This is a genomic window from Curtobacterium sp. Curtsp57, assembly GCF_047324335.1.
In the GTDB taxonomy this organism is placed as follows: Bacteria; Actinomycetota; Actinomycetes; order Actinomycetales; family Microbacteriaceae; genus Curtobacterium.
This window is the reverse complement of the sequence record NZ_CP168511.1, coordinates 2,376,638-2,401,344: the sequence shown is the minus strand read 5'-3', so window position 1 is coordinate 2,401,344 and position 24,707 is coordinate 2,376,638. Positions and strand designations below refer to the sequence as shown.

Below are 24,707 nucleotides of genomic sequence, written 5' to 3'. Positions count from 1 at the left end.
AGCCTCCAGGCCGGTCCGCGCTCAGAACAGGCGGGTGTGCCCGCCCTCGATGCCCCGCATCGCGTCGTAGTCGAGGACCAGCACGCGGATGCCGCGGTCCTCGGCCAAGGTGCGGGCCTGCGGTGCCACGGTCTGCGCCGCGAGCACGCCCTGCACCGGACGGAGCAGCGGATCGCGGTTCATCAGTTCGAGGTAGCGGGTGAGCTGCTCGACCGCGTCGATGCCCGCATTCCGCTTCATCTCGACGGCGACGCTCGCTCCGGCGTCGTCACGAGCCAGGATGTCGACCGGCCCGATCGCGGTCATGTACTCGCGTCGGACGAGCTTGTGCCCGTCCCCGAGGAGCTCGATCTGCTCGGCGAGGAGCTGCTGCAGGTGCGCCTCGACCCCGTCCTTGACGAGGCCCGGGTCGACGCCGAGGTCGTGGTTCTCGTCGGCGATCACCTCGTACAGGCTGACCACGAGCTTGTCCTGCGTCTTCTTCTGCGTGACGGTCCAGACCTGCTGGATGCCGGCCTCGGTCTGCTCGTCCGTCGGCTCGCCGATCTCGATCGAGCACGGCGGGCTCATCCAGTTGAGCGGCTTGTAGCTGCCGCCGTCCGAGTGGACGAGCAGCGAGCCGTCGGCCTTCAGCATGAGGAGCCGGGTCGCGAGGGGGAGGTGGGCCGACAGGCGACCGGCGTAGTCGACGGAGCAGCGGGCGATGACGAGACGCACCCGGGAAGCCTAACGGGCGTCGAGCCGCCGGTTCGCGTCGGCCGGTTCGGCGTCCGGCGTCCGCTCGCGTGCCGCACCCGATGCCAGACCGGCGGCGACGATGAAGACGAACACGATGAGCAGACCGTTCAGCAGGCCGAACTGCTCACCCGCGAACCCGATGATGGGCGGCCCGGCGAGGAACGCGACGTACCCGATGGTGGCCACGGCGCTCACCTTGGCGGCTGCGGTGCGGGGGTCGTCCGCGGCGGCGGACATGCCCATCGGGAAGCCGAGGCTCGCGCCCAGTCCCCAGAGCACCACGCCGACGATCGCGAGCGGGACGTCCGGGATGAAGATCAGCATCCCGAGTCCGACCACGGCGACCGCTGCGCTGATGCGGAGCACCGGCACGCGCCCGAAGCGGTCGATGAGCGGGCTGCCGGCGACGCGGCCGACGGTCATCGCGGCGAGGAACACCGTGAGCACCGCGGAGCCCGAGGCGTTGTCGAGCCCGTGCCCGTCGATCATCGCGAGCGGCAGCCAGTCGTTGGCGGATCCCTCGGCGAGGGCCATGCCGAGCACGATGACACCGATGAGGAGCGTGGACGGCTGCTTCCAGACGGCCCAGCGCGAGACCGGGAGCGGCACGGGGGTGGTGTCGGTGGGCTCCGGTTCGGTGACCCGCTCGTCGCCGAACCAGCGGACGGCGACGAGCATCGCGATGCCGATGAGGACGCCGAGCACGACGAAGTGCAGCGCCACGGGGACCTCGAGGCGTTCGGCCAGTGCGCCGAGCCCGGCACCGGCGAGCGTGCCGAGGCTGAACGCGGCGTGGAACATCGGCATGATCGTGCGGCCACCGAGTCGTTCGGCGGTGGCACCGGAGACGTTCATCGACACGTCGGCGAGCCCGTTGCCGAAGCCGAACGCGATGAGGCAGACCCAGATGGCGGCGAAGCCCCAACCCGTGGTCACCGCGACGCCGGCCATCACCATGCCGACGACCAGGCAGACGGCGGCGATCTGCACACCGTGCTTCGCACCGAGCTTCGCGACGATGTGTCCGGCGAAGGTCAGTCCGGCGATCGACCCGACGCTCATCCCGACGACGAGCAGCCCCATCTCGAAGGTGCTGGCATCGAGCTCGTCGCGCACGCTCGGGATCCGGCCGAGCCAGGTCGCGATGCCGAGCCCCGACAGGGTGAAGACCACGAACACCGCGGTGATCCACGCGCGGGTGGTGGGGGCCTGGGTCGTCCTGGTGACTGACGCCGTCGTCATGGTGCTGTTCCGATCGAATCGATTCGAGTGTGGTTCTCGGATACGCTAACCGGCGATGGACGACTCGGCAACACCCCGTGGCGCGTCGGGGCACACCGCGCCCGCACGACCGACGCTGGCCGCGGTCGCGCGTGCGGCGGGGGTCGCTGCGTCGACGGCGTCGCTCGCGTTCAGCGGCAGCGGCCCGGTGTCCGAGGAGACCCGCGCCCGCGTGCTCGCCGTCGCCGCGTCGATGGGGTACGACGGTCCCGACCCGCGTGCGCGCTCCCTCCGCCGTGGCCGATCCGGCGTGATCGGCGTCGTGATGGACGAACGTCTGAGCGACGCGTTCCGCGACCCGGTGAACGTCCTGACGCTCGACGGCATCGCCGAGGTCGCCGGGGAGGCGGGGGCGTCACTGCTCCTCGTCCGTAGCCCCCTCGACGACGAGCGCGGCATGGGCCCGCTGGTCGACGCGCCGATGGACGCGGTCGTCCTGGTCGGCTGCAACGTGCGGGTCGATCCCGCCGTCGCCGTGCTCCGACGCCGCGGCATCCCGGTCGTCGCGATCGAGGCGGACGACATCGAGGGCGCCGTCCCGATCCAGCTCGACAACCGCGAGGGCTCGCGCCGCGCGGCCGCGTTCCTCCGCGACCTCGGCCACACCGACGTCACCGTGGTCACGCTGCCCCTCGACGCCACGCACCAGCTCGGGCCGATCTCCGATGCGCGCTTCGCGGCCGGTGCGGCGTTCACGACGATGGAGCGGCTCCGCGGCGTCCGGGGCGTCTTCCCGTCGTGCGTCGCGATCGAGGCAGGCGGCAGCTCGGTGGAGGCCGGGCGCGTCGCCGGGGAGTCGCTGTTCGGCCCCGGCGGCACCCGCCCCACCGCGGTCGTCGCGCAGAGCGACCTGCTCGCCGTCGGGGTGATCTCGTCGGCGCTCGAGCACGGGCTCCGGGTGCCGGAGGACGTCAGCGTGGTGGGCTTCGACGGCATCCACGTGGACGACAGCCTGCTGCACCGTTCGCCGATCCGGCAGCTGACCACGCTCGTGCAGCCGTTCGTGCAGAAGGGCCAGGCGGCGGCGCGGGCAGCACTGGCGATGCTCGAGGGCGATGCGCCGAGTGGTGCGTCGTTCCGCTCCGAGCTCCGCGTCGGCGACACGACGGCACCCCCGCGCGCGTAGCCGCGGCGTTGGCGCTGCCCGGGTCTCGGGCACGCGTCCCGCCCGCTCTCTCTCCGCTCCGTCCCCGGCCCCGCGCCCCGGGCCCCTGGCCCCGGGCCCCGGGCCCCGGGTGCTCGAGTGCGCAGAAGTGGTGACCGTGCAGGCCCGCAGGTGACCGTTTCTGCGCACTCGACCGTGCATCCAGGCTGGGTCACGTGCACGGCGCGAGTGCGGAGGGGGCTGGCCGTCGAGTGCGCAGTAGTGGGGACGGCGGAGGCTCTTGAGTGTCTGTTTCTGCGCACTCGATGAGTGTCTGTTTCTGCGCACTCGATGGTGGTGCCAGTTCGCGCCACGCGGGGGGCGCGAGCGCGGAGGAGCCGACATTCGAGTGCGCAATAGTGGTGCCGCGCAGGCTCGCAGGTGACCGTTTCTGCGCACTCGACCGTGCAGCGAGGCCGGGCACGCGTGCGGCGCGCGTGCGGAGGGGGCTGGCCGTCGAGTGCGCAGTAGTGGTGACTGCGCGGGCCCGCAGGTGACCGTTTCTGCGCACTCGACCGTGCAGCGAGGCCGGGCACGAGCGCGGCACGAGCCGGGCACGCGTGCGGCACGAGCCGGGCACCAGCACGGCACGAACACGGCACGAGCCGGGCACGAGCGCGCGAGCACCCATCAAGCGCGGGACGAGTGCGGAAGGAGCAGACGCCCCCGTTCAGCGCGCCATCGCGACGGCGATCCACCCCGGGCGGTGTGCCCGCACGCCGAGCGTCACCGCGCGCACGCCGATGTACCCGAACGAGAACACCGCCCACAGCGCCGCGAGCCCGTTCCCGAAGACCCAGAGCAGCGGCAGGTACACGACGAGGTTCACGCCGCCGGCGATCGCGAGGTACCTGGCGTCCCCCGCGCCGATCAGCACCCCGTCGAGCACGAACACGTACCCGGCGACCGGCATCCCCGCCGCGATGAGCACGAGCACGACGGGCAACGACGACCGCACCGCCTCGGAGTCCGAGAACACCGGGCCCAGCACCCCGCTCACCGCCAGGGTCAGCAGCCCGAGCAGCACGCCACCACCGATGCCGAGCACCACGAGCCGCGTCGTCACGAGCCGCACCCGCTCGGCGTCACCGGCACCGAGCGCGTGCCCGACGAGCGCCTGACCTGCGATCGCCAGTGCGTCGAGCGCGAATGCGAGCGTGCTGAACACCGTCAGGCCGACCTGGGTCGTCGCGAGCCCGACCGTCCCCAGCCCGGCGGCCACCCCGACGGTCGCGAGCATCGCCACGCGCAGCGATGCGGTCCGCAGGAACAGCCACGCTCCCGATCGCAGTGCCCGCGCCACGCCAGATGCACCCGGCCGCAGCGGAGCGCCCACACGTCGTGCCGCACGCATGGCGATCACCACGTACACGGCGGCCATCGCCCACTGCACGAGGACGGTGCCGGCGGCCGATCCCTCCACACCCCACCCGAACCCGTAGATGAGCGCCGCGTTGAGGAGACCGTTCGCCACGAAGCCGATCGACGCCACGACGAGCGGGGTCCTGGTGTCCTGCAGCCCCCGCAGCAGCCCCGTCGACGCGGTGACGACGAGGATCCCCGGGAGGCCGATCAGCGACACGAGCAGGTAGGCGGTCGCAGCGTCGGAGACCCGGGTCGATGCGCCGAACAGCCCGATGAGCGGTTCCGCGAGCGGCCACCCGACGAGCGCCAGCACGACGCCGAGCCCGAGCGCGAGCCACATCCCGTCGATGCCGGCGTGCACCGCCCCGCGCCGGTCGCCTCCGCCGAGCGCGCGCGCGACGGCAGGTGTCGTCGAGTAGGCCAGGAAGACGAGCAGCCCCGTCACGGTCTGCAGCACGGCACTCGCGAGTCCGACCGCGGCGAGCGGTGTCGCCCCGAGGTGCCCGACGAGCGCCGTGTCCGTCATCAGGAAGAGCGGCTCGACCACGAGTGCGCCGAGAGCGGGCAGCGCCAGCCGGACGATGTCGCGGTCGACGGCGCGGCGGGACGTGGGCATCAGGACATCATGCCGGACCGGACGGGAGGCTCTGGTCGCGCCGTGCGCGCACCGTGCGGTGCGTGGCGGAGCGGACCAGGGCCTCCCGTCCGACGGCGGGTCCGCGTCAGTCCGCGCGCGGTTCCGTCGGGACGCCGCCGGTGGCGGCGTGCGCCGACTCCGACGCTTCCGGCGTCGGCGGCTCCGTGCCGCGCGCCCGGCCGATCAGGTCCATCACGTGGTAGACGACGATCGCGGCGACGGTGCCGAGGATGATGCCGCCGAAGGACGCCTGACCGAACGAGAACGTGAAGTCCGCGATGCCGATGATGAGTGCGATGCCGGCGGTGAGCTGGTTCTTCGGCTTGGCGAAGTCGACGCGGTTCTCGACCCAGATGCGGATGCCGATGACCCCGATCAGACCGTAGAGCGCGGTGGTCGCCCCGCCGAGGACCCCGGCCGGGACCGAGGAGATGACCGCGCCGATCTTGGGGGAGAGGCCGAGCAGGACCGCCACGATCGCCGCGACCCAGTACGCGGCCGTGGAGAAGACCCGGGTGGCGGCCATCACGCCGATGTTCTCGCCGTACGTCGTGGTGGCGGAGCCGCCGCCGATGCCCGCGAGGACCGTCGAGACGCCGTCGGCGAAGAGGGCGCGCCCGGTCAGCGGCGTGAGGTCGCGGCCGGTGAGCTGTCCGACGCCCTTCACGTGGCCGACGTTCTCGGCGATGAGCGCGAGGACGACCGGCACGAACGCCAGGTAGATCGCGAGCTGTCCGGCGTCGAATGCCGGTGCGGTGAACTCGGGCAGGCCGATCCAGGCGGCGTCGCCGACGGCGGAGAAGTCGACCTGGCCGGCGATGAGTGCTGCGACGTACCCGACGACGACGCCGATGACGATCGACAGCCGACCGATGAGCCCCTTGAACAGGACGGTCACCAGGATGATGGCGGCGAGGGTGATGACGGCGACGAGCGGCGCCTTCGTGAAGTTGTCGCGGGCCGCCGGGGCGAGGTTGAACCCGATGAGCGCGACGATCGCTCCCGAGACGACCGGGGGCATCAGGCGGTCGATCCAGCCGGCCCCCGCGAGGTGCACCACGAGCCCGATGACCGCCAGCAGCGCGCCGACGACGATGATCCCGGAGAGTGCGAGCGGGATCCCGCCGATCTTCGTCGCCGCACCGATCGGCGCGATGAAGGCGAAGGAGCTGCCGAGGTAGCTCGGCAGGCGGTTGCCGGTGATGAGGAGGAACAGGATCGTCCCGATGCCGCTGAAGAGCAGGGTCGTCGACGGCGGGAAGCCGGTCAGCAGCGGGACGAGGAACGTCGCGCCGAACATCGCCACGACGTGCTGCACGCCGAGACCGATGGTGCGCGGCCAGGTGAGCCGTTCGTCCGGTGCCACGATCGTCGTCGCCGAGACGGTCGCGCCGTCTCCGTGCAGCTTCCACGGGAGTCCCATGTCCATGACCGTAGTGGCAGCCGCCCACCTGCGCCGACGGCCGCAGGACGGTTGCGTCGGGATCACCGGGTGGACGGCAGGGGATCGGTGGCTATCGTGGAGCGCATGACCGACGTCGCAGGCACCACCGGAATCCAGACCGACGAACTCGACGCGAAGGTGCAGCCGAAGGACGACCTGTACCGCCACGTCAACGGGCAGTGGATCGACGCGACGCCGATCCCCGACGACAAGGCGCGCTACGGCTCGTTCACGGTGCTCGCGGAAGAGGCCGAGAAAGCCGTCCGCACGATCGTCGAGCGCTCCCAGCAGGCTCCGGCGGGGTCCGAGGAGCGCAAGGTCGGCGACCTCTACACCTCCTTCACCGACGAGTCGAAGCTCGAGGCGCTGGGGACGGCACCGATCGAGCCCCTGCTCGCCGAGATCGCCGCGCTCGGGACGAAGGACGACGTGCTGCGCATGGTCGGCCGGTTCGAGCGACTCGGGCTGCCGAGCTTCATCCAGCTGTTCGTCGACAACGACCCGGGTGACCCGGAGTCGTACGTCGTGTTCCTCGAGCAGTCCGGTCTGGGCCTGCCCGACGAGTCCTACTACCGCGAAGAGCGGTTCGGTGACATCCGTGAGAAGTACCGCGAGTTCGTCGCCGCGATGTTCCCGCTCGCCGGGTTCGACGACGGTGCCGAGCGCACCGAGCACGTCATCGCGCTCGAGACCGCCCTGGCCGGGAAGCACTGGGACAACGTCGCCACGCGCGACAGCCAGAAGACCTACAACAAGCTGCCGTGGGCCGAGGTGGACGCACTCGCACCCGGGGCGGACCTGCAGCTCTGGTGGGAGTCGATCGACGCTCCTGCCGGCGCGTTCTCGACCGTCGTCGTCCGTGAGCCCTCGTTCCTGACGGGTCTGGCGGAGCTGCTCGGAGCCGAGTCGCTCGAGGCGTGGAAGGACTGGCTCCGCTGGCAGGTCATCCGGGCGTCGGCCCCGTACCTGACGAGCGCGTTCTCCGCCACCAGCTTCTCGTTCTACGGCACGGCACTCACCGGCGCCCCGAAGCAGCGTGAGCGCTGGAAGCGCGGCGTCTCCCTGGTCGAGGGCGCGATGGGCGAGGCCGTCGGCCGGATCTACGTCGACGAGCACTTCGACGAGACGTCGAAGGTCACCATGGACGACCTCGTCGCGCACCTGGTCGAGGCGTACCGGCAGAGCATCACGGCCCTCGACTGGATGACCGACGAGACCCGGACGCGCGCGCTGGAGAAGCTCGACAAGTTCACGCCGAAGATCGGGTACCCGGTGAAGTGGCGCGACTACTCGAAGCTGCCGATCTCCGCCGACGACCTGATCGGCAACGTCCGGGCCGTCGCCGCCTTCCAGGTGGACCGCGAACTCGGCAAGATCGGGAAGCCGATCGACCGCGACGAGTGGTTCATGACGCCGCAGACGATCAACGCGTACTACAACCCGGGCTTCAACGAGATCGTGTTCCCCGCCGCGATCCTGCAGTTCCCGTTCTTCGACGCTGCCCGTGACGCCGCGGCGAACTACGGCGCGATCGGTGCGGTGATCGGCCACGAGATCGGGCACGGCTTCGACGACCAGGGCTCCCAGTACGACGGCGACGGCCGACTCGAGAACTGGTGGACCGAGGCCGACCGGCAGGCGTTCGAGGAGCGCACGAAGGCCCTCATCGCGCAGTACGACGCGCTGGTCCCGACCGAGGTCCCGGACGGGCACGTCAACGGTGCCCTGACGATCGGCGAGAACATCGGCGACCTGGGTGGGCTGTCGATCGCGTGGAAGGCGTACCTGCTGTCGCTCGACGGACAGGAACCGCCGGTCATCGACGGACTCACCGGCGCCGAGCGGTTCTTCCTGAGCTGGGCGCAGGCGTGGCGGATGGCGATCCGCCCGGAAGAGGCCGCACGCCTGCTCCAGATCGACCCGCACTCGCCGACCGAGTTCCGCTGCAACCAGGTCGTGAAGAACATCGACGTCTTCTACGACACGTTCGGCGTGACCGAACGCGACGCGATGTACCTCGACCCCGCCGAGCGCGTCTCGATCTGGTGATGGTCGAGCCCGACGCGGCACCGTCCTCGCGGCGGCGACGCCACGACGGCGCGGCCGGTGCGGGGAACCGTGCCGGTGCGGGCGGCCGTGCTCGCGGGCGCCACCGCGGGGGTGGCGAGGAGCGGTTCTCGGCGACGGTCGAGGCCCTCGGAGCGCTCGCCTACGACGGTGCCGGGGTCAGCGCGTCCGTGATCGACACGTCGACCGGCCGCGCCCTGCTCGCGATCGACGACCGGCTCGTGCAACCCGTCGGGGGCCTCGGCCGTGTGCTGCTGCTGATCGAGGTCGCGGCACGGCTCGAGGACGGCCGGCTGCACGGCGACCGGCTGCAACGGATGGCTCGCGACACCGCGACCGGACCGGGGCTCTGGCAGTTCCTGCAGGAGCCGACCATGCAGGTCTCGGACCTCGCCACCCTCGTCGCGGCGACCGCCGACGCGTGGGCCACGAACGCACTGCTCTCCACCGTCGGCATCGACGCCGTGCGCGAGCGTGCCGAGTCGCTCGGGGTCGAGCGATCGGCGTTCATCGACCGCGTCCGGGACCGCCGTGGCCCTGACGACGCGCCGGACATCGCGGTCGCTGCGTCGGGGGAGCTCAGCTGGGTGATGCGTGGTCTGGCTCTCGGCGAGGTCGTCGACGAGGGCGTCTCGAACCGGGTGCTCGGGTGGCTCTCCCTCGCAGCCGACCTCTCGCTCGTCGCGGGGTCCTTCGGCCTCGACCCGCTGGCGCACCGCGCACTCGACCACGGGCTGCAGTCGGTCGCCGTGACGGGTTCCGGCCCGGGCATCCGTGCTGAGGCCGGAGTGCTCCGCGGCCCCGGTTCGAGCGTGAGCTACGCGGTCACGGTGACGTTCGAGGACGACACGCTCGACCGGCGCCTGTCGGTCGTCGAGGCACTGCGCACCATGGGTACCGAGGTGCTCGACGCGGTGCACGTCACCGCCACCCGCTGACCCGCGCCGGACGCGCGGCTGCCGCGCCGCCGACGTGCGCGGCTGCCACGCGCCCGCGACCCGGCCCCCGACGGAACCGAGCGCGCGGGGCGGACGGTGGGCGAGCCTCCAGTCGGGGTCCAGGCGACAAGACCGGTGTCGTACGACAGCGGTCTTGTCGCAATCACGCGCCTACAACAGTTGCAAGCGCGGGGGTGCGACACGATCGGTGTCGTACGACAGCGGGTCTGTCGTTCCGAGTCGGCACCGACGTGCCCGCCCCGCCCGCCGGGTCAGCGGCGCTTCTTGGTGGCCTTCTCCAACTTCTTGCGGAGCTTCTTCCGTGACTTGCGAGCGTGCGGGTCGTTCCACATCTTGCGGACGGTCTCGCCCTTCGACTGCTTGACGACGGTCCGGTTCGCACGAGCGCCGAACCAGAAGCCGATGAGCACGATGGCGGCGATGACGAGGAGTCGGTTGCGCATGGTCTGTCCCTTCAGTGTCGGATTCCGGCCGGTCAGCCGGTGATCCGTCGTACGAGGTCGGTGATGATCGGCCAGACGTCACCGGCGCGGTCGGCCGAGCCGATCGCGACGGTGACGAGCGGGTAGGCCGTCACGGCGAGGGTGACGATGACCGCGAGAACCACCGGCACCCACGCCGCCACGCTACGACGCCGGGTCACGGCGAGGATCAGCAACGCGAGGACGACGACACCGCCGAGGACCGTCACGAGCGTGACCCGGATGACCGGGAACGGCACGAGACCGGCGGTGGTGGCCGTGACACCAGCCAGGAAGCCCGTCAGCGGCAGGAACGCCCCGAAGAAGAGCAGGAGGACGAGGACCACGCCGACCACGGTGGCGATCCAGACGCCGCGGGCGCGCGGCGGACGTTCTCGGCCGAAGCGACGACCGGAGCGGCCGGACCAGACGATCATGCTCGGGTGTCCGGCTCGGTCGCTGCGGCTTCGGTGGCCTCCGCGGCGTTCGCGGCCGCGCCGGCCATGTCGTCCGCGGCGCGCTTGGTCGCGTCCACCGCGTCATCGACGGCGTCCGAGCCGGCCACACGGGCTCGGTCGACGGCGTCGGAGCCGGCCACACGGGCCCCGTCGACGGCGTCGGACCCGGCCACACTGGCCCGGTCGACGGTGTCGGCGGTCGACTCGCGCACCTCGGCTGCTGCGTCGCGGGCCCGGTCCGCGGTCTCGGACGCGGTGTCCCGCACCTGGTCGAGCGCCGCGGCGGCGGCCGCTCGGGTCTGGTCGGTGGCGACGCGAGTCCGGTCGGCGACGTCGGCCCCGACCTCGCGCGCCTTCGAAGCCGCGTCGGCCCTGACCACCTGCGCTCTCGCAGCCGCGTCGGTCGCGGCGTCCCTGACCCGCTCGGTCGCCTCCGCCGTCTTCTCGCGGACGGCGTCGACCGCTTCGGAGACCTTCGACGGCTCGTCGTCGAACGGGCCGTGCACGTCGGTGACCCGGACGTCGACCGTCGCGGGCCGTCCCGCGACCTGGGCGACGGCGTGGGCGACCTGCGCGCGGACCTCCTCGGCGACCGTGGTCACGCGTTCGGGGTAGGTGACGACGAGCGACACCTGCACGTCGAGCGTTCCGTCGGCGTCGTCCACCCGCACGCCGAGGGCGCTGGCGGTCCGGCCGAGGCGGGAGCGGACCTGGTCGGCCGCGCGTTCGAGCACGCCACCCAGGTGGTGCACGCCGTCGACGCCGATCGCGGTGACCGCTGCGGTGCGCGCGGCGACGGTGAGGACGCTGGCGTCCTCCGGCAGCGGCTCGGTCAGCGATGCGGGCAGGGCCACATCGGTGACGTGGGTGCGGGCGTGTGTCTCGTTCTCCATGATGTCCTCCTCGGTCCGGACAGGAGACGACGGGGCACCCGCTGGCGGATGCCCCGTCGTCGTCACTGCAGCTGCCTAGTTCTTGAAGACGTCCTTGACGTCCTCGCCCGTCTGCTTGACGTTGGCGGCGGCCTGGTCCTTCTTGCCCTCGGCGACCTTGGAGTCGTCGTCGGTCGCGTTGCCGAGGGCTTCCTTCGCCTTGCCGGCGATGTCCTGGGCGGCGTTCTTGATCTTGTCGTCGAGACCCATCAGGGTTCCTTCCTTCGGTGGGCGGGAGCGCCCGTTGCGGTGGTGAGTGTGGGCCGGGAGGCCCGTGGTGCGTCCGGCGGTCGGCCTCAGCTGACCCTGGTGGTCGCCTTCGCGAGTGCCGAACGGGTGCCGCCGGTCAGGTGCACGAGCACCGGGACGGAGCGGCCGAGTGTGCGGTCGAGGACCTCGAGAGCACGGTCGACAGCGTCGAGCACGGCGACGGCGTCGCCGCCGCGTCGCACGGCGACACGGATCCGGGCCGCGCGCTGTCGGCGCACCTGGAAGACGTCGACCTTCGAGCCGACGACGTCACGGACGCCCGTGAGCTCGTGGTCCACGATGTCGCGGACGAGCGCCACGTTGATGGTGACGGCGTCGTCGCCGGAGCGTTCGCGGACGGCGACGGACGTTCCGCCGCCACCACGGGTGAACACCCACAGGAGGGCGAGGACGATGACGACGGCGCAGGCCACGGCGACGATCCACAGCGACGCCGCGGGGACGTCGAGGCTGCGGGGGATCGTGACGTACGGGTCGACGGCATCGCGGACGGCCGGCAGGACACCGGCGCCGATGGTGATGCCGACGACGATGGCGACCAGTCCGAGGACGAACAGGATGACGCGGTTCAGGGTGCGGTTGCTCTTCGTCATGACAGCGTCCCTCGTTCTGCGAGTGTGACCTTCACGCGTCGGCCGAAGCGTTCGTCGAGTCGGCTGAGCCGTTCGGTGACCGCTGCGCGGACGGCGGCCTCGTCGACCGGGACGCCCGAGACCGGGACGACCCTGACGTCGGTGCGGTTGCCGCGGGAGCTCGCCGAAGTGTTGCCCTCGGGGACCCCTGCTGCCGATCCGGCGGCGTTCGCCGCGGTGGCGGCGATGATGCGGGTGTCGATGACGACGGCTCCACGGTCGTGGGGCACCGGCGAACGGTGCTGCCGACCGGGCTTGAGTGCCAGCACGACGAGCACGACACCGAGCACGACGAGGACGACCGCGATCGCCTCGGCGATCGTGACGAACGCCGCATCGGGGCGGAGTGCCGTGTCGACGACCGTCTGCGGGTCGGCGAGGAGGGGGGCCGCGCCGACCGCGCGGAGGACCGACTCGGTGCCGATCCACGCCGCGACGAGGACGAGCACCACGAGCGCGACCGACACGGCGGTCGACCGTGAGCGGTGCACGCTCCGGCGACGGATGCGTCGTTCGACGGCGTTGCCGCCGACGGGACTGCTGCTCATGACGATCTCCTAGGCGACGCGGGTCTCGCGCTCGCGCACGATCCCGGTCAGTTCGATGTGGGCACTGCCGACTCGGCGCCCGGTGAGAGCGCTGACCCGGTCACGGACCTCGGCCGCGGCGGCCGTCGCGCGGCCGACGAGGTCGTCGGCCGCCGCGATCGGTCCCGTGATGTCGAGGGCGAGCGACCCTTGGTGGTCTCCGAGTCCGACGTGGACCCGTTTCGCCGGGGCACCGAGGTGCTCGGCTGCGACGGCGCGCGCGCACGAGGTCAGGGCCCGCGCCGTGATCTCGACGCGGCCCGCGACCTCCGGGCCGCCGGTCACCGGGAGCTCCGGCGCCCGGTCAGCACGTCGGTCAGGGCACCGCGGTCGATGCGTCCGGACACGAGGGCGGCCACGAGGGCACCGACGAGGGCGAACACGACGACGAGGACGAAGCCCCAGAAGCCGAACTGCAGTGCGACGACTGCCAGGATGGCGCCGATCAGGGCGCCGGTGATGGTGGTGCTCATGCGACTCGCGCTTCCTTCTTCTCGTCATCGTCGTCGTCGTCACCCGGGATGAAGACGTCCTGCACGGTCACGTTGATCTCGGTGACCTCCATGCCGACGATCTGCTCGAGCGCACGGCTGACCGACGAGCGGACACCCTCGGCGACCTGCTGCAGCGGCACCGGGTACTCGGCGACGATCACGATGTCGGCCGCGACCTGCTTCTCGCCGACCTCGACCTTGACGCCCTGTCCGAGGTCACGCTGGCCGATGGCGTCGCGGATGGCGCCGATGGCACGGGCTGCGCCGCTGCCGAGGGAGTGGACGCCGTTGACCTCACGGGCGGCGATGCCGGCGACCTTCGAGACGACGGTGTCGTCGATGACGGTCTTGCCCGTCGTGGTGCCCGACGTGGCCGGAGCGGTCCGTGCGGCCGTGGTCGCTGCTGCGGTGCCCGGGGTGGTGGTCGTGTCTGCCATGGTTGCTTCCTTCCGTGAGTCCCGCCAGGTGATCCCAGCGGTTGCTGTTCACGGATGAGACGGGCTGACCCAGACGGAAGTCACACGGGATCACTGCTTCTCAGAGAAGTGCCAGACAACGGTCGATCGGGGGACGGGCTTGTCCCCCGCAGCACGGAGCGCTCAGGGATCGACGCGCATTTCGTCCGGCTGCGTGCGCTTCCGGACGCTCCGGTCCGACCCGGCTCGGACCGCACGGACGCGGGCCATCGGCGTCGTCCCGAGCTCGCGTTCGAACAGCTGCTGCAGCCGCCGCGGCTGGAGCCCCACCGCCCGGGCGATGCCCGCGACCGTGAGCGGTTCGGCGGCGTGGGCGTCGATGAAGGCGAGCGCACGCCGCAGTCGCGGGGACGGTGTCTCCGAGCCGGGAGCGGCGGCGTGGACCGCTCGGACGGTGGCGCCGGGGGACTCCTCGAACCGGTCCCGGTAGGCAGCAGCGAACCGCCCGCCGTTCGTGAAGCCCCATGCCTGCGCGATCTCGGTGACGCGACCGGGGTCGGCGGTCCGCAGGAGTTCGCTCCGCACCCCGTCGAGGCGCTGGTCTCGGAGGAAGCGACTCGGTGTCTTCCCCAGCGTCCGCAGGAAGACGTCCTGGAGCCCGCGTTCGCGGAGGCCCACGGCGTCGGCGATCGTCCCGACGGCCGGCCGTTCGCGGGCGTGCTCCTCGATGAACCGGATCGCGTCACGCAGTCGGCTCGCCAGGGGTACGTCGTCGCCGCGGTTACGGAGCGGGAACGTGTCGAGGACGACGACGGCGAGCCGCCGGTTGAGCGCGGTGCGCATCGGTCCCCGGACCCGGTCGTCGAGGAGCGCCGGCCCGAGCTCGCGGATCAGGCGACGGAGGGGCTCCCGGCGTGCGACGACGTCGTCCTGTTGATCGAAGAGCAGCGGGCCGTCCGGCAGCAGGAACCCGAGCTCACGGCCGACCGAGCGGAGGAACCGGTCGGCGACGTGGACGCCGTTGTAGAGGGTGTCCTCCGACTCGAAGCGGTACGCCTCCGACGCCGAGGCGATGTAGGGCGCGCCGGGGAGCACCACACGGGTGCGGTCTGCGAAGTGCATCTCGAGGTGCCCACGCGTCAGCCAGAACACGACGTGGTCGTCCCGCGGACCGATCACCCCGCTGCGACGCCCGCCGGACGCGTCCATGGTGCGCAGGGAGAGGTCGTCGTCGCCGATGACCGAGTACTCGTACCGGGTCCCCGCCGCCACCTCGGTGTCCGAGGCGAACCCGGACCCGCCGTACTCGGAGGTGAAGATCGCCGTGTAGCCGCTGCCGTCCGCGTCCGTGAACCGCTCGCGGCGGAACCCCCTGGACGACGTCGTGCTCACGAGGACATCATCACATCAGCGGTCAGGAAGACGCCTGTCCTTCCGGCACGAGTGCCTGGACGGACAGGAGCTGCGCCTGTGCGTCGTTGCAGGCGGTGTAGTCGGTGTCCGCGACGAAGAGCGACGCCTTCGACCCCGGCGGGTAGACGCGGAACCCGTCCGGCGTCCGTGGAGAGCACGCCGCGTCGGAGTAGTTGCCCGCCTGCCCGATCTTCAGCGGCGCGACGGCGGTCTGTCCGGGCGCGAGGGTGACCGTTGGGTGCGGGGATCCCTTGTCCTGCTCGGCGGCGGCGCCGATCTGGGTGCCGTTGCCCCCGCCGACGAAGGAGACGCCCGGCCACCCCTGGAGCGTGCAGCTCGCGGATCCGGTGTTCTGCAGGGCGAGGTGCACGACGACGCTCCCGGCTGCACCCCCGCTCCCGGGCTGGATCGACGCGGCGAGGTCGCCGGCTGCGCACTGCCCGGAACCGCCGGCCGACGAGCCACCGCTCGACGATCCGCTGTCACCGCCGGCCGACGCAGCGGCCGACGGCGCAGGCGAGGTCGACGGGGTCGGCGTCGCGGTGACGGTCTTCGTCGCGGTGGCGGTGGCCGTCGCGGTGTCGCTCCCGCCGGACGCGCACCCGGCGAGGGCCCCGATCGCCAGGATGCCCACCGCCCCGAGCATGATCACGGTTCCCTTGCTGGACTGCATGACGGCAGGTAACCACCGCGGGAGACGATGCGTCCCGGTATCCACTCAGGGACCGCGAGCACACTCGCGCCGTACGGCACCGTTGCCGTGCACAGGACCCGGAGGACGGACCATGGCAGGCAAGCACGAACAGATCCGAGGCGACGGAGACCGCGCGGACGGCGTCGAGCCGGTCGCGGGGGCGTTCGTCGACAGCGACATCCCCGGCGAGGAACAGCCCAGGTCGAACGAGCCGGTCGGCGAGTTCGTCGCGAGCGACATCCCCGGCGAGGACGTCCCCACGACGACGGACACCGACGGCGAGTACGTCGAGTCGGACATCCCCGGCGAGGACGAGCCACGTCCGTCCGGCGAGGTCGGGCACTACGTCGACACCGGCAGGGGCACCGACGACACAGAGAACGGCTGAGCCGCGAACGGCTGAGCAGCGCACGGCTGAGCCGCGGACGGCTGCGGGTTAGTCGATGAGATCCGCCTGCGTCAGCAGGCGGATCGTCTCGATGCCGGCCGGCGGGCACCGGTCCCGGTCCGCGGAGGTGACCCACTCGACCTCGTCCACCTCTGCGGAGGCGACGGGCGTGGCGGAGTCCAGCGGGCCTCCTGGCCGAACGAGGAAGAGGGTCATCGCGACCATCGTCCCCGGAGCCTGCCCGTGTGCCGGCTCGGTGACGACGGCGAACTCGTCGACGTCGGCGGCGGTGAGCTGCAGACCGGTCTCCTCGAACGCCTCCCGCACCACGGCCTCGACGTCGGTCTCGTGTGCCTCGGCCTTGCCGCCCGGCAGGTAGAGCACGTCGCGCTGTCGCGCTCGCACCATGAGCACGCGCCGGTCACGGACCAGCAGCAGCGCGCTGACGCGCAGCGTGGGAGCGTCGGCCGGGAGGCTCAGCTCGCGTCCGCCTCGTCGTCGCGCACCGGGGCGGTCCGGTCCGCCAGCGGCACGACGGGGGTGGGGACGTCCAGTTCCGCCTCGGGTTCCGGGCGCACACCGTAGAGGGCCTCGAGCGCGCCGACGAACTCCTCGCCGCGCCCGGCGCGACCCAGCTCGCGTGCGCGGACCGACGGACGGTGCAGCAGGACGCCGACGAGGTGCCGGAGCGCACGCTCGGTGTGCTCCGCCGACTCCGGCGTGCTGTCCCCGCGCCGGTTGGCGCGGTCGATCTCGTCGTCGAGGATGTCGAAGACGTGCTTCCGGAACGCCACGAGCGCCGGGGTCGTCGACTGCTCGAGCGCCTGCGCACGGAAGCGGGACACGGCGTCGTCGACCATCGCCCTGGCTTCCGACTCGGCGTTCAGTTCGGAGATGGGCGCGTGGATGCTGATGGTCTCGAGGTCGAGCAGCTCGACGCCGTCGACGTGCGTGGCGTCGGGGTCGACGTTGCGGGGGAGCCCGAGGTCGATGACGATGCGCCGGACCCCGTCGTCGAGGTCGGCCGGCTCGATCACCGGGACCTCGCTCGAGGTGCAGGTGATGACGACGTCGCTCGTGGCGATCGCCCGGCGCAGGTCGTGGGCGGCGACGAGGTCGTGCTTCGCGGCGAACCACGGGGCGCGGCCGGACGGCGAGTACACCTGGATTCGCTCGGCTCCGCGGTCGCGCAGTGCGGCGATCGTCGTGGCCGCGTAGCTGCCCGTCCCGACGAGGAGCACGTTCGTCTGCGCCCAGTCCGTCACGCGGGACGACGCGAGTTCGAGGCCGAGGCGCACGAGCGAGCGACCGGCCGCCCCGATGCGGGTGCGGGTCTTGACGCCGCGGGAGGTGTGCGCGGCTTCCTGGAAGAGCCGCTCGAGGTCGGAGGTGGTGGTGCCGTTGGCGCGCGCGTCCTCGAGCGAGCGGCGGACCTGTCCGGAGATCTCGGTCTCGCCGATGACCACGGACTCCAGGCCGCTGGAGACGGCGAAGAGGTGTTGGACGACGTCCTTGCCGCCGAGCACGGAGACGGAGTCGAGGACCTCGGTGCCGGTCAGTCCGCTGGCGCTGGCGACGGCCTCGACCGTGGCGGACACGGCGCTGTCGCTGTCGCCGGCGATGTCGAGGTAGGCCTCGAAGCGGTTGCAGGTCGCGAGGACCACGGCACCGTCGAGGACGTCCGACTCGGTGACCAGTCGGGAGGCGGCCGCGGGGGCGCCGATGCTCAGTCGCTCCAGGAGGTCGAAGCTGGCGTTGCGATGCGACGCCGTGAGACAGATGAGCACGTACTCCATGGTACCGCGCTCGATGGGAGAATCGTGCGGTGACCGACGCATCCACAGCCGCACTGCCCGCAACGCACCCGCTCGCCGACGGTCGCACCGCCCGATCCCCGCTGGTCAGGGCCCTTCGCGGGGACCGCCCCGAGACGCTGCCGGTGTGGTTCATGCGCCAGGCCGGACGGTCGCTCCCCGAGTACCGCGAGCTCCGCGTCGGCACCGCGATGCTCGACGCGTGCCTCGACCCGGCGATGGCGTCCGAGATCACGCTGCAGCCCGTCCGCCGGCACGGGGTGGACGCCGGCATCTTCTTCAGCGACATCGTCGTCCCGATCAAGCTCGCGGGTGTGGACGTCGAGATCGTCCCCGGTCGGGGCCCGGTCCTCGGCTCCCCGATCCGCACGGCTGCCGACGTCGACGCGCTCGAGTCGCTCGACCCGGCCGCGCTCGCACCGATCGCCGAGGCCGTCCAGCGCACCGTCGCCGAACTCGGGAGCACCCCGCTCATCGGGTTCGCCGGTGCCCCGTTCACCCTCGCGGCCTACCTGGTCGAGGGCGGCCCGTCGAAGGACCACATCCGCGCCCGCACGCTCATGCACGCCGAGCCGGAGACGTGGTCGCGCCTGCTCGCGTGGGCGGCCGAGGTGTCGGGGACGTTCCTCCGCGCCCAGGTGCTCGCCGGGGCATCGGCCGCACAGCTCTTCGACTCCTGGGTCGGGTCGCTCTCCCGCGCCGACTACCTCGAGCACGTCGCACCGCACTCCGCCGCGGCGCTCGCGCACGTGGCCGACCTCGGCGTCCCGCGCATCCACTTCGGCGTCGGCAGCGGCGAGGTCCTGCGGGACATGACGACCCTCGGCACCGACACGGTCCAGGTGGACGCGGTCGGCGTCGACTGGCGGCTCCCGCTGGACGAGGCCGTCGCCCGCGTCGGCACCGGCGTCACCGTGCAGGGCAACGTCGACCCGGCGATGCTCTCCGCGCCGTGGGAGGTGCTCGAGGCGCACGTGCGCGACGTGGTCCGTCGCGGTGGCGCTGCACGCGCACACGTCGTGAACCTCGGGCACGGTGTCCCGCCGGAGACCGACCCGACCGTGCTGACCCGCCTGGTCGAGCTCGTGCACGCGCTCGGGGACGGGACCGACGTCGCCGGGAGCCCCGCGTGACGGAGGCGATCGTCGTCGGCGGCGGGGTCGCCGGGCTCGTCGCCGCTCGTGACCTCGCCAAGGCCGGGGTGCACGTGGTGCTCGTCGAGGCCTCCGGCACGCTCGGCGGCATGGTCCGCCGGCACACCGTCGCCGGCATCGACCTCGACATGGCGGCGGACTCGTTCGCGACGAGGACCGACGCCGTGTCGACGCTCGCGATCGAACTCGGCCTCGGCAACGACGTCGTCGCGCCCGACCCCGGGGGCGCGTGGCTCATGACGCGCACCGGCCGGGTCGCCCCGATCCCCGCGACCGGGCTCCTCGGCATCCCCGGCAGCCCCATGGCCGCCGACGTGCTCGCCGTCGTCGGTCAGGGCGCCGCGTTCCGGGCGCAACTCGACTCCCTCATCCCGTCGCCGGTCGGTGCGGGGGCCCGGTCGCTCGGCGAGCTCGTCCGGAAGCGGATGGGCGCGAGGGTCCTCGACGACCTCGTCGTCCCGATCGTCGCCGGTGTCCACTCCACGCACCCGGACGACCTCGACCCCGACCGTGTCGCACCGGGACTCCGTGCCGCCCTGCAGCGCGAGGGGTCCCTCGCCCGCGCCGTGCTCGCGCTCCGCGAACGTGCGACGGCCGGCTCCGCGGTGCAGGGCATCCGGGGCGGGATCGTCCGGATCGTCGACGAGCTCGTCCGTGACATGGAGACGTACCGGGTGGACGTCCGGCTGCACACCCGTGCGACCGCGATCGAGCGCGCTGCGGTCGAGGTCCGGGGAGCGGACGGCACCACCGAGCGACTCGTCGCCGACCACGTCCTGTCGGCGGTGCCCGACCCGCACCGACCGGCGGCACCGACCCGCACCGGCATCGAGCTCGTCACCCTGGTGGTCGACCAGCCCGCCCTCGACGCCGCGCCGCGCGGCACCGGGATGCTCGTGCACCCGGATGCCACCGGTGTGCGGGCGAAGGCGCTCACGCACGCCACCGCGAAGTGGCCGTGGCTGGCCGATGCCGCCGACGGGCGCCACGTCCTGCGACTCAGCTACGCCACGTCCGCAGCCGACGCGGCGGACGTGGGGACGAGCCTCCCGATCGACCCGCGGAGCGAGACCGGTGTGCGGGCGACGACGGACGCGACCACCCTGCTCGGGACGCCGATCGCCCCGGAGGACGTCGTCGGGGCAGCCCGCGTCCTCTGGAACGGTCCGGACGGCGGCGCCGCCGGCCTCGCCGACGGCGTCGTCGGGATCGGGGAGGGGTCCCGCGGTCGGGGGCTCGCCGGGATCGTCGACGGAACCAGGTCCGCCGTGCGGGGTCTGCTCGGTTCCTGAGCGGACCGCCGACCCCCCGAGGGCTACTGTTGGTGGAACGCCGACACATTCCGTTCGGCGCATGACCACCGCACACTGACTCAAACGGAGGAACCATGCGAGGCAGGCTCCTGTTCGTCGCCGGCGCAGCACTCGGGTACGTCCTGGGATCGCGAGCCGGACGGGCGCGGTACGAACAGATCAAGACCGTCACCGGCAAGATCTGGAACAGCAACGGCGTCCAGCAGGGCGTCCACACCGTCGAGGAGTTCGTCGCGGACAAGACGCCCGACGTGGCCGAGTTCGTCGGTGAGCAGACCAAGAAGGTCGTCCGCAAGGTCGGCCAGAAGAAGGACGCCCAGGCCTCATGACCGACACCCGTGACCGGAAACCGCGATCGCTGTTCGGTCTCGTCGGGGACGTCCCACAGCTCGTCAAGAACCTCGTCAAGGGTGAGATCGCGCTCCTCAAGGCCGAGCTGGTCGGCAAGGCGAAGGTCTTCGCGATCGCCGCGGGGCTGCTCATCGCGGCGCTCGTCATCGTGCTGTACGCGATCGGCGTGCTGCTGACGGCTGCCGTGATGGGCCTCGCGACGGTCATGCCCGCGTGGCTGGCGGCGCTGGTCGTCGCCTTCGTCATGCTCGTCGTCGCCGCGATCCTCGGGCTCGTCGGCTGGAAGCGCTTCAAGAAGGGGCTGCCGATCACGCCGAAGCGCACGATCGACAGCGTGAAGAACGACATCAACGCGGTGAAGGGCATGGGCAAGAAGCCCACGCCCGAGACCCAGCACGCGTACCGCAAGCCGGACGTCGGCGGCCGGTTCTGACACCCGTACCATCCCCGGAGGAACCCGTGACCGACCAGCACCCCCACGACCAGCTCGCCGACGACGTCGCCGCGACCCGTGCCCAGCTCTTCGACACCCTCGACGCGATCGAGGACAAGCTCAACGTGCCGAAACAGATCGGCATCGCTGCGTCGAAGGTGAAGCGCGGCGCGCAGGAGAACCCGGTGCCGTACCTGGCCGGGCTCGCAGCGGGCGTGGCAGTGGTCGGGGGTATCGTCGTATCGGTGCTCCGACGGCGGTAGCGCTCGCCGCCGGACGGGGAGCGGCGTTCCCCCTTGCAACCGATAGGACAATGGACGCATGAGTTCCACCGTGCCCACGCACGAGCCGTCCCCTGACTCCGGGATCGACCCGAACCTCCTCACGGCGTACGCGCTGTGGGCCGTGTTCCGCCGGCCCCTCGGCCCGATCCACACCGTCGGTGACGACGCCGTGGCCGAGCTCGACGCCGTCGTGACCGCCGCCGCCGAGCGTGGCGTGACCATCAGAGGGTTCTACGACGTCTCCGGCTTCCGTGCCGACGCCGACGTCATGATCTGGCTGCACGGCGACGACGCACGGGCGATCCAGGCCGTGCTGCGCGAGATCCGCCGGACCGGGTTGTTCCAGGACGCCGAACCGGTGTGGCACGCGATGGCGATGCACCGCGAGGCCGAGTTCAACAAGCGGCACACCCCCGCGTTCCTCCGTGGCAAGGACCCGGAAGCCTGGATCACGGTGTACCCGTTCGTCCGCTCCTACGAGTGGTACCTCCTGCCGGAGGAAGAGCGCAGCACGATGCTCCGCGACCACGGGATCGCCGGCGCGAAGTACCGCCGCGTGCTGACGAACACCATCGCCACCTTCGCCCTGAGCGACTACGAGTGGATCCTGCCGCTCGAGAGTCCCGACCTGGTGGACCTCGTCGACCTGATGCGCGACCTGCGCTACACCGAGGCGCGCATGCACGTGCGCGAAGAGGTCCCCTTCTTCACCGGTCGTCGGGTGACGACCGCCGAGCTGCCGGAGGTCCTGTCATGACCGACACGTCCAAGATCACGAACGGCCAGCTGGTGATCGCCGCGACCCCCGCTGCTGCGGACGGCCCCGAGCACGTCGAGACCCCGGTCGCGTACGACGCCATCCTGCTCGCCGGGTTCGGCGGACCAGAGGGCCAGGACGACGTCATCCCGTTCCTCCGCAACGTCACGCGTGGCCGTGGCATCCCGGACGAGCGGCTCGAAGAGGTCGCGCACCACTACCGCCACTTCGGCGGCGTCAGTCCGATCAACGCCCAGAACCGTGCGCTGAAGGCCGCGCTCGAGGCCGAGCTCGCCGCGCGCGGGATCGACATGCCGGTCCTGTGGGGCAACCGCAACTGGGCGCCCTACCTCGAGGACGCCTTCACCGAGGCGGCCGAGAAGGGCCACACCAAGCTCATCGCCATCGCCACGAGCGCCTACTCGTCGTTCTCGAGCTGCCGGCAGTACCGCGAGGACTACGCCCGCGTGCTCGACGCCACCGGCCTGATCGACACGATCCAGGTCGACAAGGTCCGGCAGTTCTTCGACCACCCGGGCTTCGTCCGTCCGTTCGTCGACGGGGTGCGGGACGGCATCGCACGGGCGATCGCCGAGAACGACGGACTCGACGTCGCGAACGAGCTGCAGATCCTGTTCTCGACGCACTCGATCCCGTCGACCGACGCCGCCAAGTCCGGTCCGGACTTCCGCGGCTTCGGCGACGGCGGTGCGTACGCCGCCCAGCACGAGGCCGTCGCACAGGTCGTCCTCGACCAGGCGTGGGCGGAGCTCCTCGAGCAGCCGGAGCACGCGCACCTGCAGGGCACGACGAAGCCGGCGTGGAAGCTCGTCTACCAGTCGCGCTCCGGCCCGCCGACGCAGCCGTGGCTCGAGCCCGACATCAACGACTACATGAACGAGGAGCTCAAGGGCGGCCCGACCCGCGCGGTGCTCATCGTGCCGCTCGGCTTCGTGAGCGACCACATGGAGGTCATGTGGGACCTCGACGAGGAGGCGACCGAGACCGCCGAGGAGCTCGGCTTCTGGTCGATCCGCACGCAGACGCCCGGCGTCGACCCGGCGTACGTCACCGGTCTCGTCGACCTGGTGCTCGAGCGCGTCAACGGCACCCCGACCGCGGAGCGTCCGCACATGACGGACATCGGCCCCTGGTACGACGTCTGCCGTCCTGGGTGCTGCGAGAACGAGCGTGCCGGGTTCAAGCCGGCGGCTGCCGGGCTCGCACCGTGACCGACGCGCCCGCGCCCATCCGGCTCGGGACCCGCGCCAGCCGGCTCGCGGTCGCGCAGTCGCAGGACATCGCCGACCGCCTGTCGAAGGCGTCCGGTCGTCCGGTCGAACTCGTCACGGTGACGAGCGAGGGCGACACGAACCGTGCGTCGCTCGCATCGCTCGGCGGCACCGGCGTCTTCGCCAGCGCCCTGCGCGAGGCCCTCGTCGCGAACGAGGTCGACGTCCTCGTGCACTCGCTCAAGGACCTGCCGACGGCGCCGTACCCGGGGCTCACGATCGGCGCAGTGCCGAAGCGTGCCGACGCCCGTGACGTCCTGGTGGCCAGGAACGCCGCCACGCTCGACTCCCTGCCGGAGGGCGCGAAGGTCGGCACGGGGTCGCCCCGCCGCGTCGCTCAGCTCAAGGCGAAGCGCCCAGACCTCGAGGTCGTGGACATCCGCGGCAACATCGACACCCGCATGGGCCGCGTGGCGGACGACCTCGACGCCGTGGTGCTCGCCGCCGCCGGCCTCGGCCGCATCGAGCGACTGAACGAGGCGACCGAGCTCCTCGACCTCGGGTTCTGGCCGAGTGCTCCCGGGCAGGGCGCGCTCGCGGTCGAGATCCGTTCGGATGTGTTGACCAGCACGGCCGGAGCGGACCGGAACCTCGCTGCCGCGCTGCGGAAGATCGAGCACGCGGCGACGCGACTGACCGTCTCGGCCGAGCGTCGGGTCCTCGAGAAGCTCGAGGCGGGCTGCTCCGCACCGATCGGCGCGACGGCCATCGTCGACGCCGAGATGCTGCTCGTCTCGGCCACGGTCTACCGACCGGACGGATCCGAGTACCGCACCGCGTCGCACGCCGCCGTCCTCGACGGCTCGGCGCAGGAACGTCTCGCCGACGCGCTCGAGGTCGGTGACCGCGTAGCGGCCGAACTCCTCGAGAACGGTGCCGCCGACCTGGCGGACATCGCGACGTCGTCGGAGTAGCCACGGACACCCGGG

29 protein-coding genes are annotated in these 24,707 nt (G+C 71.8%); 12 read left to right on the top strand and 17 right to left on the bottom strand.

Features of this window, described 5'->3' with window-relative positions:
• Positions 1-21 precede the first annotated feature (21 nt).
• Together nucS and ACEN9V_RS11285 are read right to left on the bottom strand one after the other, a co-directional pair.
• Entirely contained in the window at positions 22-717 is a 696-nt protein-coding gene (nucS, locus tag ACEN9V_RS11290; RefSeq protein WP_413600385.1) for an endonuclease NucS, read from the bottom strand.
• Positions 718-726: 9 nt separating this feature from the next.
• The gene (locus ACEN9V_RS11285) at positions 727-1,980 is read right to left on the bottom strand and encodes an MFS transporter (protein WP_413600384.1); all 1,254 of its coding nucleotides are present in this window, start codon (positions 1,978-1,980) and stop codon (positions 727-729) included.
• 55 nt (positions 1,981-2,035) lie between these two features.
• Here ACEN9V_RS11285 and ACEN9V_RS11280 point away from each other — a divergent pair, with 55 nt between their 5' ends.
• Positions 2,036-3,145, top strand: coding sequence for a substrate-binding domain-containing protein (locus ACEN9V_RS11280; RefSeq protein ID WP_413600383.1), 1,110 nt, complete (start codon positions 2,036-2,038; stop codon positions 3,143-3,145).
• Between the two features lie 688 nt (positions 3,146-3,833).
• Here ACEN9V_RS11280 and ACEN9V_RS11275 read toward each other — a convergent pair.
• Together ACEN9V_RS11275 and ACEN9V_RS11270 are read right to left on the bottom strand one after the other, a co-directional pair.
• Positions 3,834-5,144 (bottom strand): MATE family efflux transporter, encoded by a 1,311-nt coding sequence (locus ACEN9V_RS11275; RefSeq protein ID WP_413600382.1) that lies wholly within the window; start codon positions 5,142-5,144, stop codon positions 3,834-3,836.
• 106 nt (positions 5,145-5,250) lie between these two features.
• A complete protein-coding gene (locus ACEN9V_RS11270) occupies positions 5,251-6,588 on the bottom strand; it encodes a uracil-xanthine permease family protein (protein ID WP_413600381.1) in 1,338 nt (445 codons plus the stop codon).
• Between the two features lie 105 nt (positions 6,589-6,693).
• Here ACEN9V_RS11270 and ACEN9V_RS11265 point away from each other — a divergent pair, with 105 nt between their 5' ends.
• The gene (locus ACEN9V_RS11265) at positions 6,694-8,658 is read left to right on the top strand and encodes a M13 family metallopeptidase (protein ID WP_413600380.1); all 1,965 of its coding nucleotides are present in this window, start codon (positions 6,694-6,696) and stop codon (positions 8,656-8,658) included.
• The gene (locus ACEN9V_RS11260; protein ID WP_281266396.1) at positions 8,658-9,614 is read left to right on the top strand and encodes a serine hydrolase; all 957 of its coding nucleotides are present in this window, start codon (positions 8,658-8,660) and stop codon (positions 9,612-9,614) included. Before ACEN9V_RS11265 ends, ACEN9V_RS11260 begins: the two co-directional genes overlap by 1 nt.
• Positions 9,615-9,886: 272 nt before the next feature.
• Here ACEN9V_RS11260 and ACEN9V_RS11255 read toward each other — a convergent pair whose 3' ends face one another.
• The 11 genes from ACEN9V_RS11255 to ACEN9V_RS11205 form a co-directional block, all read right to left on the bottom strand.
• Positions 9,887-10,078 carry a hypothetical protein gene (locus ACEN9V_RS11255; protein WP_413600379.1) on the bottom strand — a complete coding sequence of 64 codons (192 nt, stop codon included), beginning with the start codon at positions 10,076-10,078 and terminating at the stop codon, positions 9,887-9,889.
• Between the two features lie 32 nt (positions 10,079-10,110).
• Positions 10,111-10,533: an MFS transporter permease gene (locus tag ACEN9V_RS11250; RefSeq protein ID WP_413600378.1), complete on the bottom strand. Its 423-nt coding sequence runs from the start codon at positions 10,531-10,533 to the stop codon at positions 10,111-10,113.
• On the bottom strand, positions 10,530-11,447 hold the full coding sequence (locus tag ACEN9V_RS11245; RefSeq protein WP_413600377.1) for an Asp23/Gls24 family envelope stress response protein: 918 nt from the start codon (positions 11,445-11,447) through the stop codon (positions 10,530-10,532). Before ACEN9V_RS11245 ends, ACEN9V_RS11250 begins: the two co-directional genes overlap by 4 nt.
• 75 nt (positions 11,448-11,522) lie before the next feature.
• Positions 11,523-11,696, bottom strand: coding sequence for a CsbD family protein (locus ACEN9V_RS11240; protein ID WP_413600376.1), 174 nt, complete (start codon positions 11,694-11,696; stop codon positions 11,523-11,525).
• An 86-nt stretch (positions 11,697-11,782) separates the two neighbouring features.
• Entirely contained in the window at positions 11,783-12,349 is a 567-nt protein-coding gene (locus ACEN9V_RS11235) for a hypothetical protein (RefSeq protein ID WP_413600375.1), read from the bottom strand.
• Complete coding sequence (locus ACEN9V_RS11230) at positions 12,346-12,936, bottom strand: DUF6286 domain-containing protein (protein WP_413600374.1); 591 nt, start codon at positions 12,934-12,936, stop codon at positions 12,346-12,348. Before ACEN9V_RS11230 ends, ACEN9V_RS11235 begins: the two co-directional genes overlap by 4 nt.
• Before the next feature lie 9 nt (positions 12,937-12,945).
• Positions 12,946-13,260, bottom strand: a complete 315-nt coding sequence (locus ACEN9V_RS11225) for a hypothetical protein (RefSeq protein ID WP_281266403.1) — start codon at positions 13,258-13,260, stop codon at positions 12,946-12,948.
• The gene (locus ACEN9V_RS11220; RefSeq protein WP_402727650.1) at positions 13,257-13,448 is read right to left on the bottom strand and encodes a hypothetical protein; all 192 of its coding nucleotides are present in this window, start codon (positions 13,446-13,448) and stop codon (positions 13,257-13,259) included. Before ACEN9V_RS11220 ends, ACEN9V_RS11225 begins: the two co-directional genes overlap by 4 nt.
• Positions 13,445-13,906, bottom strand: coding sequence for an Asp23/Gls24 family envelope stress response protein (locus ACEN9V_RS11215; RefSeq protein ID WP_413600373.1), 462 nt, complete (start codon positions 13,904-13,906; stop codon positions 13,445-13,447). Before ACEN9V_RS11215 ends, ACEN9V_RS11220 begins: the two co-directional genes overlap by 4 nt.
• Positions 13,907-14,068: 162 nt before the next feature.
• Entirely contained in the window at positions 14,069-15,277 is a 1,209-nt protein-coding gene (locus tag ACEN9V_RS11210; protein ID WP_413600372.1) for a helix-turn-helix domain-containing protein, read from the bottom strand.
• A gap of 22 nt (positions 15,278-15,299) precedes the next feature.
• Positions 15,300-15,971 carry a DUF4232 domain-containing protein gene (locus tag ACEN9V_RS11205; protein WP_413600371.1) on the bottom strand — a complete coding sequence of 224 codons (672 nt, stop codon included), beginning with the start codon at positions 15,969-15,971 and terminating at the stop codon, positions 15,300-15,302.
• Positions 15,972-16,083: 112 nt separating this feature from the next.
• On the opposite strand from ACEN9V_RS11205, the gene ACEN9V_RS11200 reads away from it, so the two are divergent.
• Complete coding sequence (locus ACEN9V_RS11200) at positions 16,084-16,380, top strand: hypothetical protein (RefSeq protein ID WP_413600370.1); 297 nt, start codon at positions 16,084-16,086, stop codon at positions 16,378-16,380.
• A 48-nt stretch (positions 16,381-16,428) separates the two neighbouring features.
• Here ACEN9V_RS11200 and ACEN9V_RS11195 read toward each other — a convergent pair whose 3' ends face one another.
• Both ACEN9V_RS11195 and ACEN9V_RS11190 read right to left on the bottom strand, forming a co-directional pair.
• Positions 16,429-16,833, bottom strand: a complete 405-nt coding sequence (locus tag ACEN9V_RS11195) for an NUDIX hydrolase (protein WP_413603056.1) — start codon at positions 16,831-16,833, stop codon at positions 16,429-16,431.
• Between the two features lie 23 nt (positions 16,834-16,856).
• Positions 16,857-18,167 (bottom strand): glutamyl-tRNA reductase, encoded by a 1,311-nt coding sequence (locus ACEN9V_RS11190; RefSeq protein ID WP_413600369.1) that lies wholly within the window; start codon positions 18,165-18,167, stop codon positions 16,857-16,859.
• Between the two features lie 38 nt (positions 18,168-18,205).
• Here ACEN9V_RS11190 and hemE point away from each other — a divergent pair, with 38 nt between their 5' ends.
• From hemE to hemC, 8 genes are all read left to right on the top strand, one after another.
• Positions 18,206-19,327, top strand: coding sequence for a uroporphyrinogen decarboxylase (gene hemE, locus ACEN9V_RS11185; RefSeq protein ID WP_413600368.1), 1,122 nt, complete (start codon positions 18,206-18,208; stop codon positions 19,325-19,327).
• On the top strand, positions 19,324-20,640 hold the full coding sequence (locus tag ACEN9V_RS11180) for a protoporphyrinogen/coproporphyrinogen oxidase (protein ID WP_413600367.1): 1,317 nt from the start codon (positions 19,324-19,326) through the stop codon (positions 20,638-20,640). Before hemE ends, ACEN9V_RS11180 begins: the two co-directional genes overlap by 4 nt.
• Before the next feature lie 95 nt (positions 20,641-20,735).
• Positions 20,736-20,990, top strand: coding sequence for a hypothetical protein (locus tag ACEN9V_RS11175; protein WP_281266412.1), 255 nt, complete (start codon positions 20,736-20,738; stop codon positions 20,988-20,990).
• A complete protein-coding gene (locus tag ACEN9V_RS11170; protein ID WP_413600366.1) occupies positions 20,987-21,445 on the top strand; it encodes a phage holin family protein in 459 nt (152 codons plus the stop codon). Before ACEN9V_RS11175 ends, ACEN9V_RS11170 begins: the two co-directional genes overlap by 4 nt.
• A 26-nt stretch (positions 21,446-21,471) precedes the next feature.
• Positions 21,472-21,708 (top strand): DUF3618 domain-containing protein, encoded by a 237-nt coding sequence (locus tag ACEN9V_RS11165; RefSeq protein ID WP_281266414.1) that lies wholly within the window; start codon positions 21,472-21,474, stop codon positions 21,706-21,708.
• Positions 21,709-21,766: 58 nt separating this feature from the next.
• On the top strand, positions 21,767-22,486 hold the full coding sequence (hemQ, locus tag ACEN9V_RS11160; protein WP_413600365.1) for a hydrogen peroxide-dependent heme synthase: 720 nt from the start codon (positions 21,767-21,769) through the stop codon (positions 22,484-22,486).
• Positions 22,483-23,718 (top strand): ferrochelatase, encoded by a 1,236-nt coding sequence (locus ACEN9V_RS11155; protein WP_413600364.1) that lies wholly within the window; start codon positions 22,483-22,485, stop codon positions 23,716-23,718. Before hemQ ends, ACEN9V_RS11155 begins: the two co-directional genes overlap by 4 nt.
• Positions 23,715-24,692: a hydroxymethylbilane synthase gene (hemC, locus tag ACEN9V_RS11150; RefSeq protein ID WP_413600363.1), complete on the top strand. Its 978-nt coding sequence runs from the start codon at positions 23,715-23,717 to the stop codon at positions 24,690-24,692. The genes ACEN9V_RS11155 and hemC overlap by 4 nt, the downstream gene beginning before the upstream one ends.
• Positions 24,693-24,707 lie beyond the last annotated feature (15 nt).

Coding starts and splice junctions, on each gene's coding strand:
- ACEN9V_RS11285 (WP_413600384.1), bottom strand. CDS start 1,980: ATGACGACGGCGTCAGTCACCAGGACGACCCAGGCCCCCACCACCCGC.
- ACEN9V_RS11280 (WP_413600383.1), top strand. CDS start 2,036: ATGGACGACTCGGCAACACCCCGTGGCGCGTCGGGGCACACCGCGCCC.
- ACEN9V_RS11275 (WP_413600382.1), bottom strand. CDS start 5,144: ATGCCCACGTCCCGCCGCGCCGTCGACCGCGACATCGTCCGGCTGGCG.
- ACEN9V_RS11270 (WP_413600381.1), bottom strand. CDS start 6,588: ATGGGACTCCCGTGGAAGCTGCACGGAGACGGCGCGACCGTCTCGGCG.
- ACEN9V_RS11265 (WP_413600380.1), top strand. CDS start 6,694: ATGACCGACGTCGCAGGCACCACCGGAATCCAGACCGACGAACTCGAC.
- ACEN9V_RS11260 (WP_281266396.1), top strand. CDS start 8,658: ATGGTCGAGCCCGACGCGGCACCGTCCTCGCGGCGGCGACGCCACGAC.
- ACEN9V_RS11255 (WP_413600379.1), bottom strand. CDS start 10,078: ATGCGCAACCGACTCCTCGTCATCGCCGCCATCGTGCTCATCGGCTTC.
- ACEN9V_RS11250 (WP_413600378.1), bottom strand. CDS start 10,533: ATGATCGTCTGGTCCGGCCGCTCCGGTCGTCGCTTCGGCCGAGAACGT.
- ACEN9V_RS11245 (WP_413600377.1), bottom strand. CDS start 11,447: ATGGAGAACGAGACACACGCCCGCACCCACGTCACCGATGTGGCCCTG.
- ACEN9V_RS11240 (WP_413600376.1), bottom strand. CDS start 11,696: ATGGGTCTCGACGACAAGATCAAGAACGCCGCCCAGGACATCGCCGGC.
- ACEN9V_RS11235 (WP_413600375.1), bottom strand. CDS start 12,349: ATGACGAAGAGCAACCGCACCCTGAACCGCGTCATCCTGTTCGTCCTC.
- ACEN9V_RS11230 (WP_413600374.1), bottom strand. CDS start 12,936: ATGAGCAGCAGTCCCGTCGGCGGCAACGCCGTCGAACGACGCATCCGT.
- ACEN9V_RS11220 (WP_402727650.1), bottom strand. CDS start 13,448: ATGAGCACCACCATCACCGGCGCCCTGATCGGCGCCATCCTGGCAGTC.
- ACEN9V_RS11215 (WP_413600373.1), bottom strand. CDS start 13,906: ATGGCAGACACGACCACCACCCCGGGCACCGCAGCAGCGACCACGGCC.
- ACEN9V_RS11205 (WP_413600371.1), bottom strand. CDS start 15,971: ATGCAGTCCAGCAAGGGAACCGTGATCATGCTCGGGGCGGTGGGCATC.
- ACEN9V_RS11200 (WP_413600370.1), top strand. CDS start 16,084: ATGGCAGGCAAGCACGAACAGATCCGAGGCGACGGAGACCGCGCGGAC.
- ACEN9V_RS11175 (WP_281266412.1), top strand. CDS start 20,736: ATGCGAGGCAGGCTCCTGTTCGTCGCCGGCGCAGCACTCGGGTACGTC.
- ACEN9V_RS11170 (WP_413600366.1), top strand. CDS start 20,987: ATGACCGACACCCGTGACCGGAAACCGCGATCGCTGTTCGGTCTCGTC.
- hemQ (WP_413600365.1), top strand. CDS start 21,767: ATGAGTTCCACCGTGCCCACGCACGAGCCGTCCCCTGACTCCGGGATC.
- ACEN9V_RS11155 (WP_413600364.1), top strand. CDS start 22,483: ATGACCGACACGTCCAAGATCACGAACGGCCAGCTGGTGATCGCCGCG.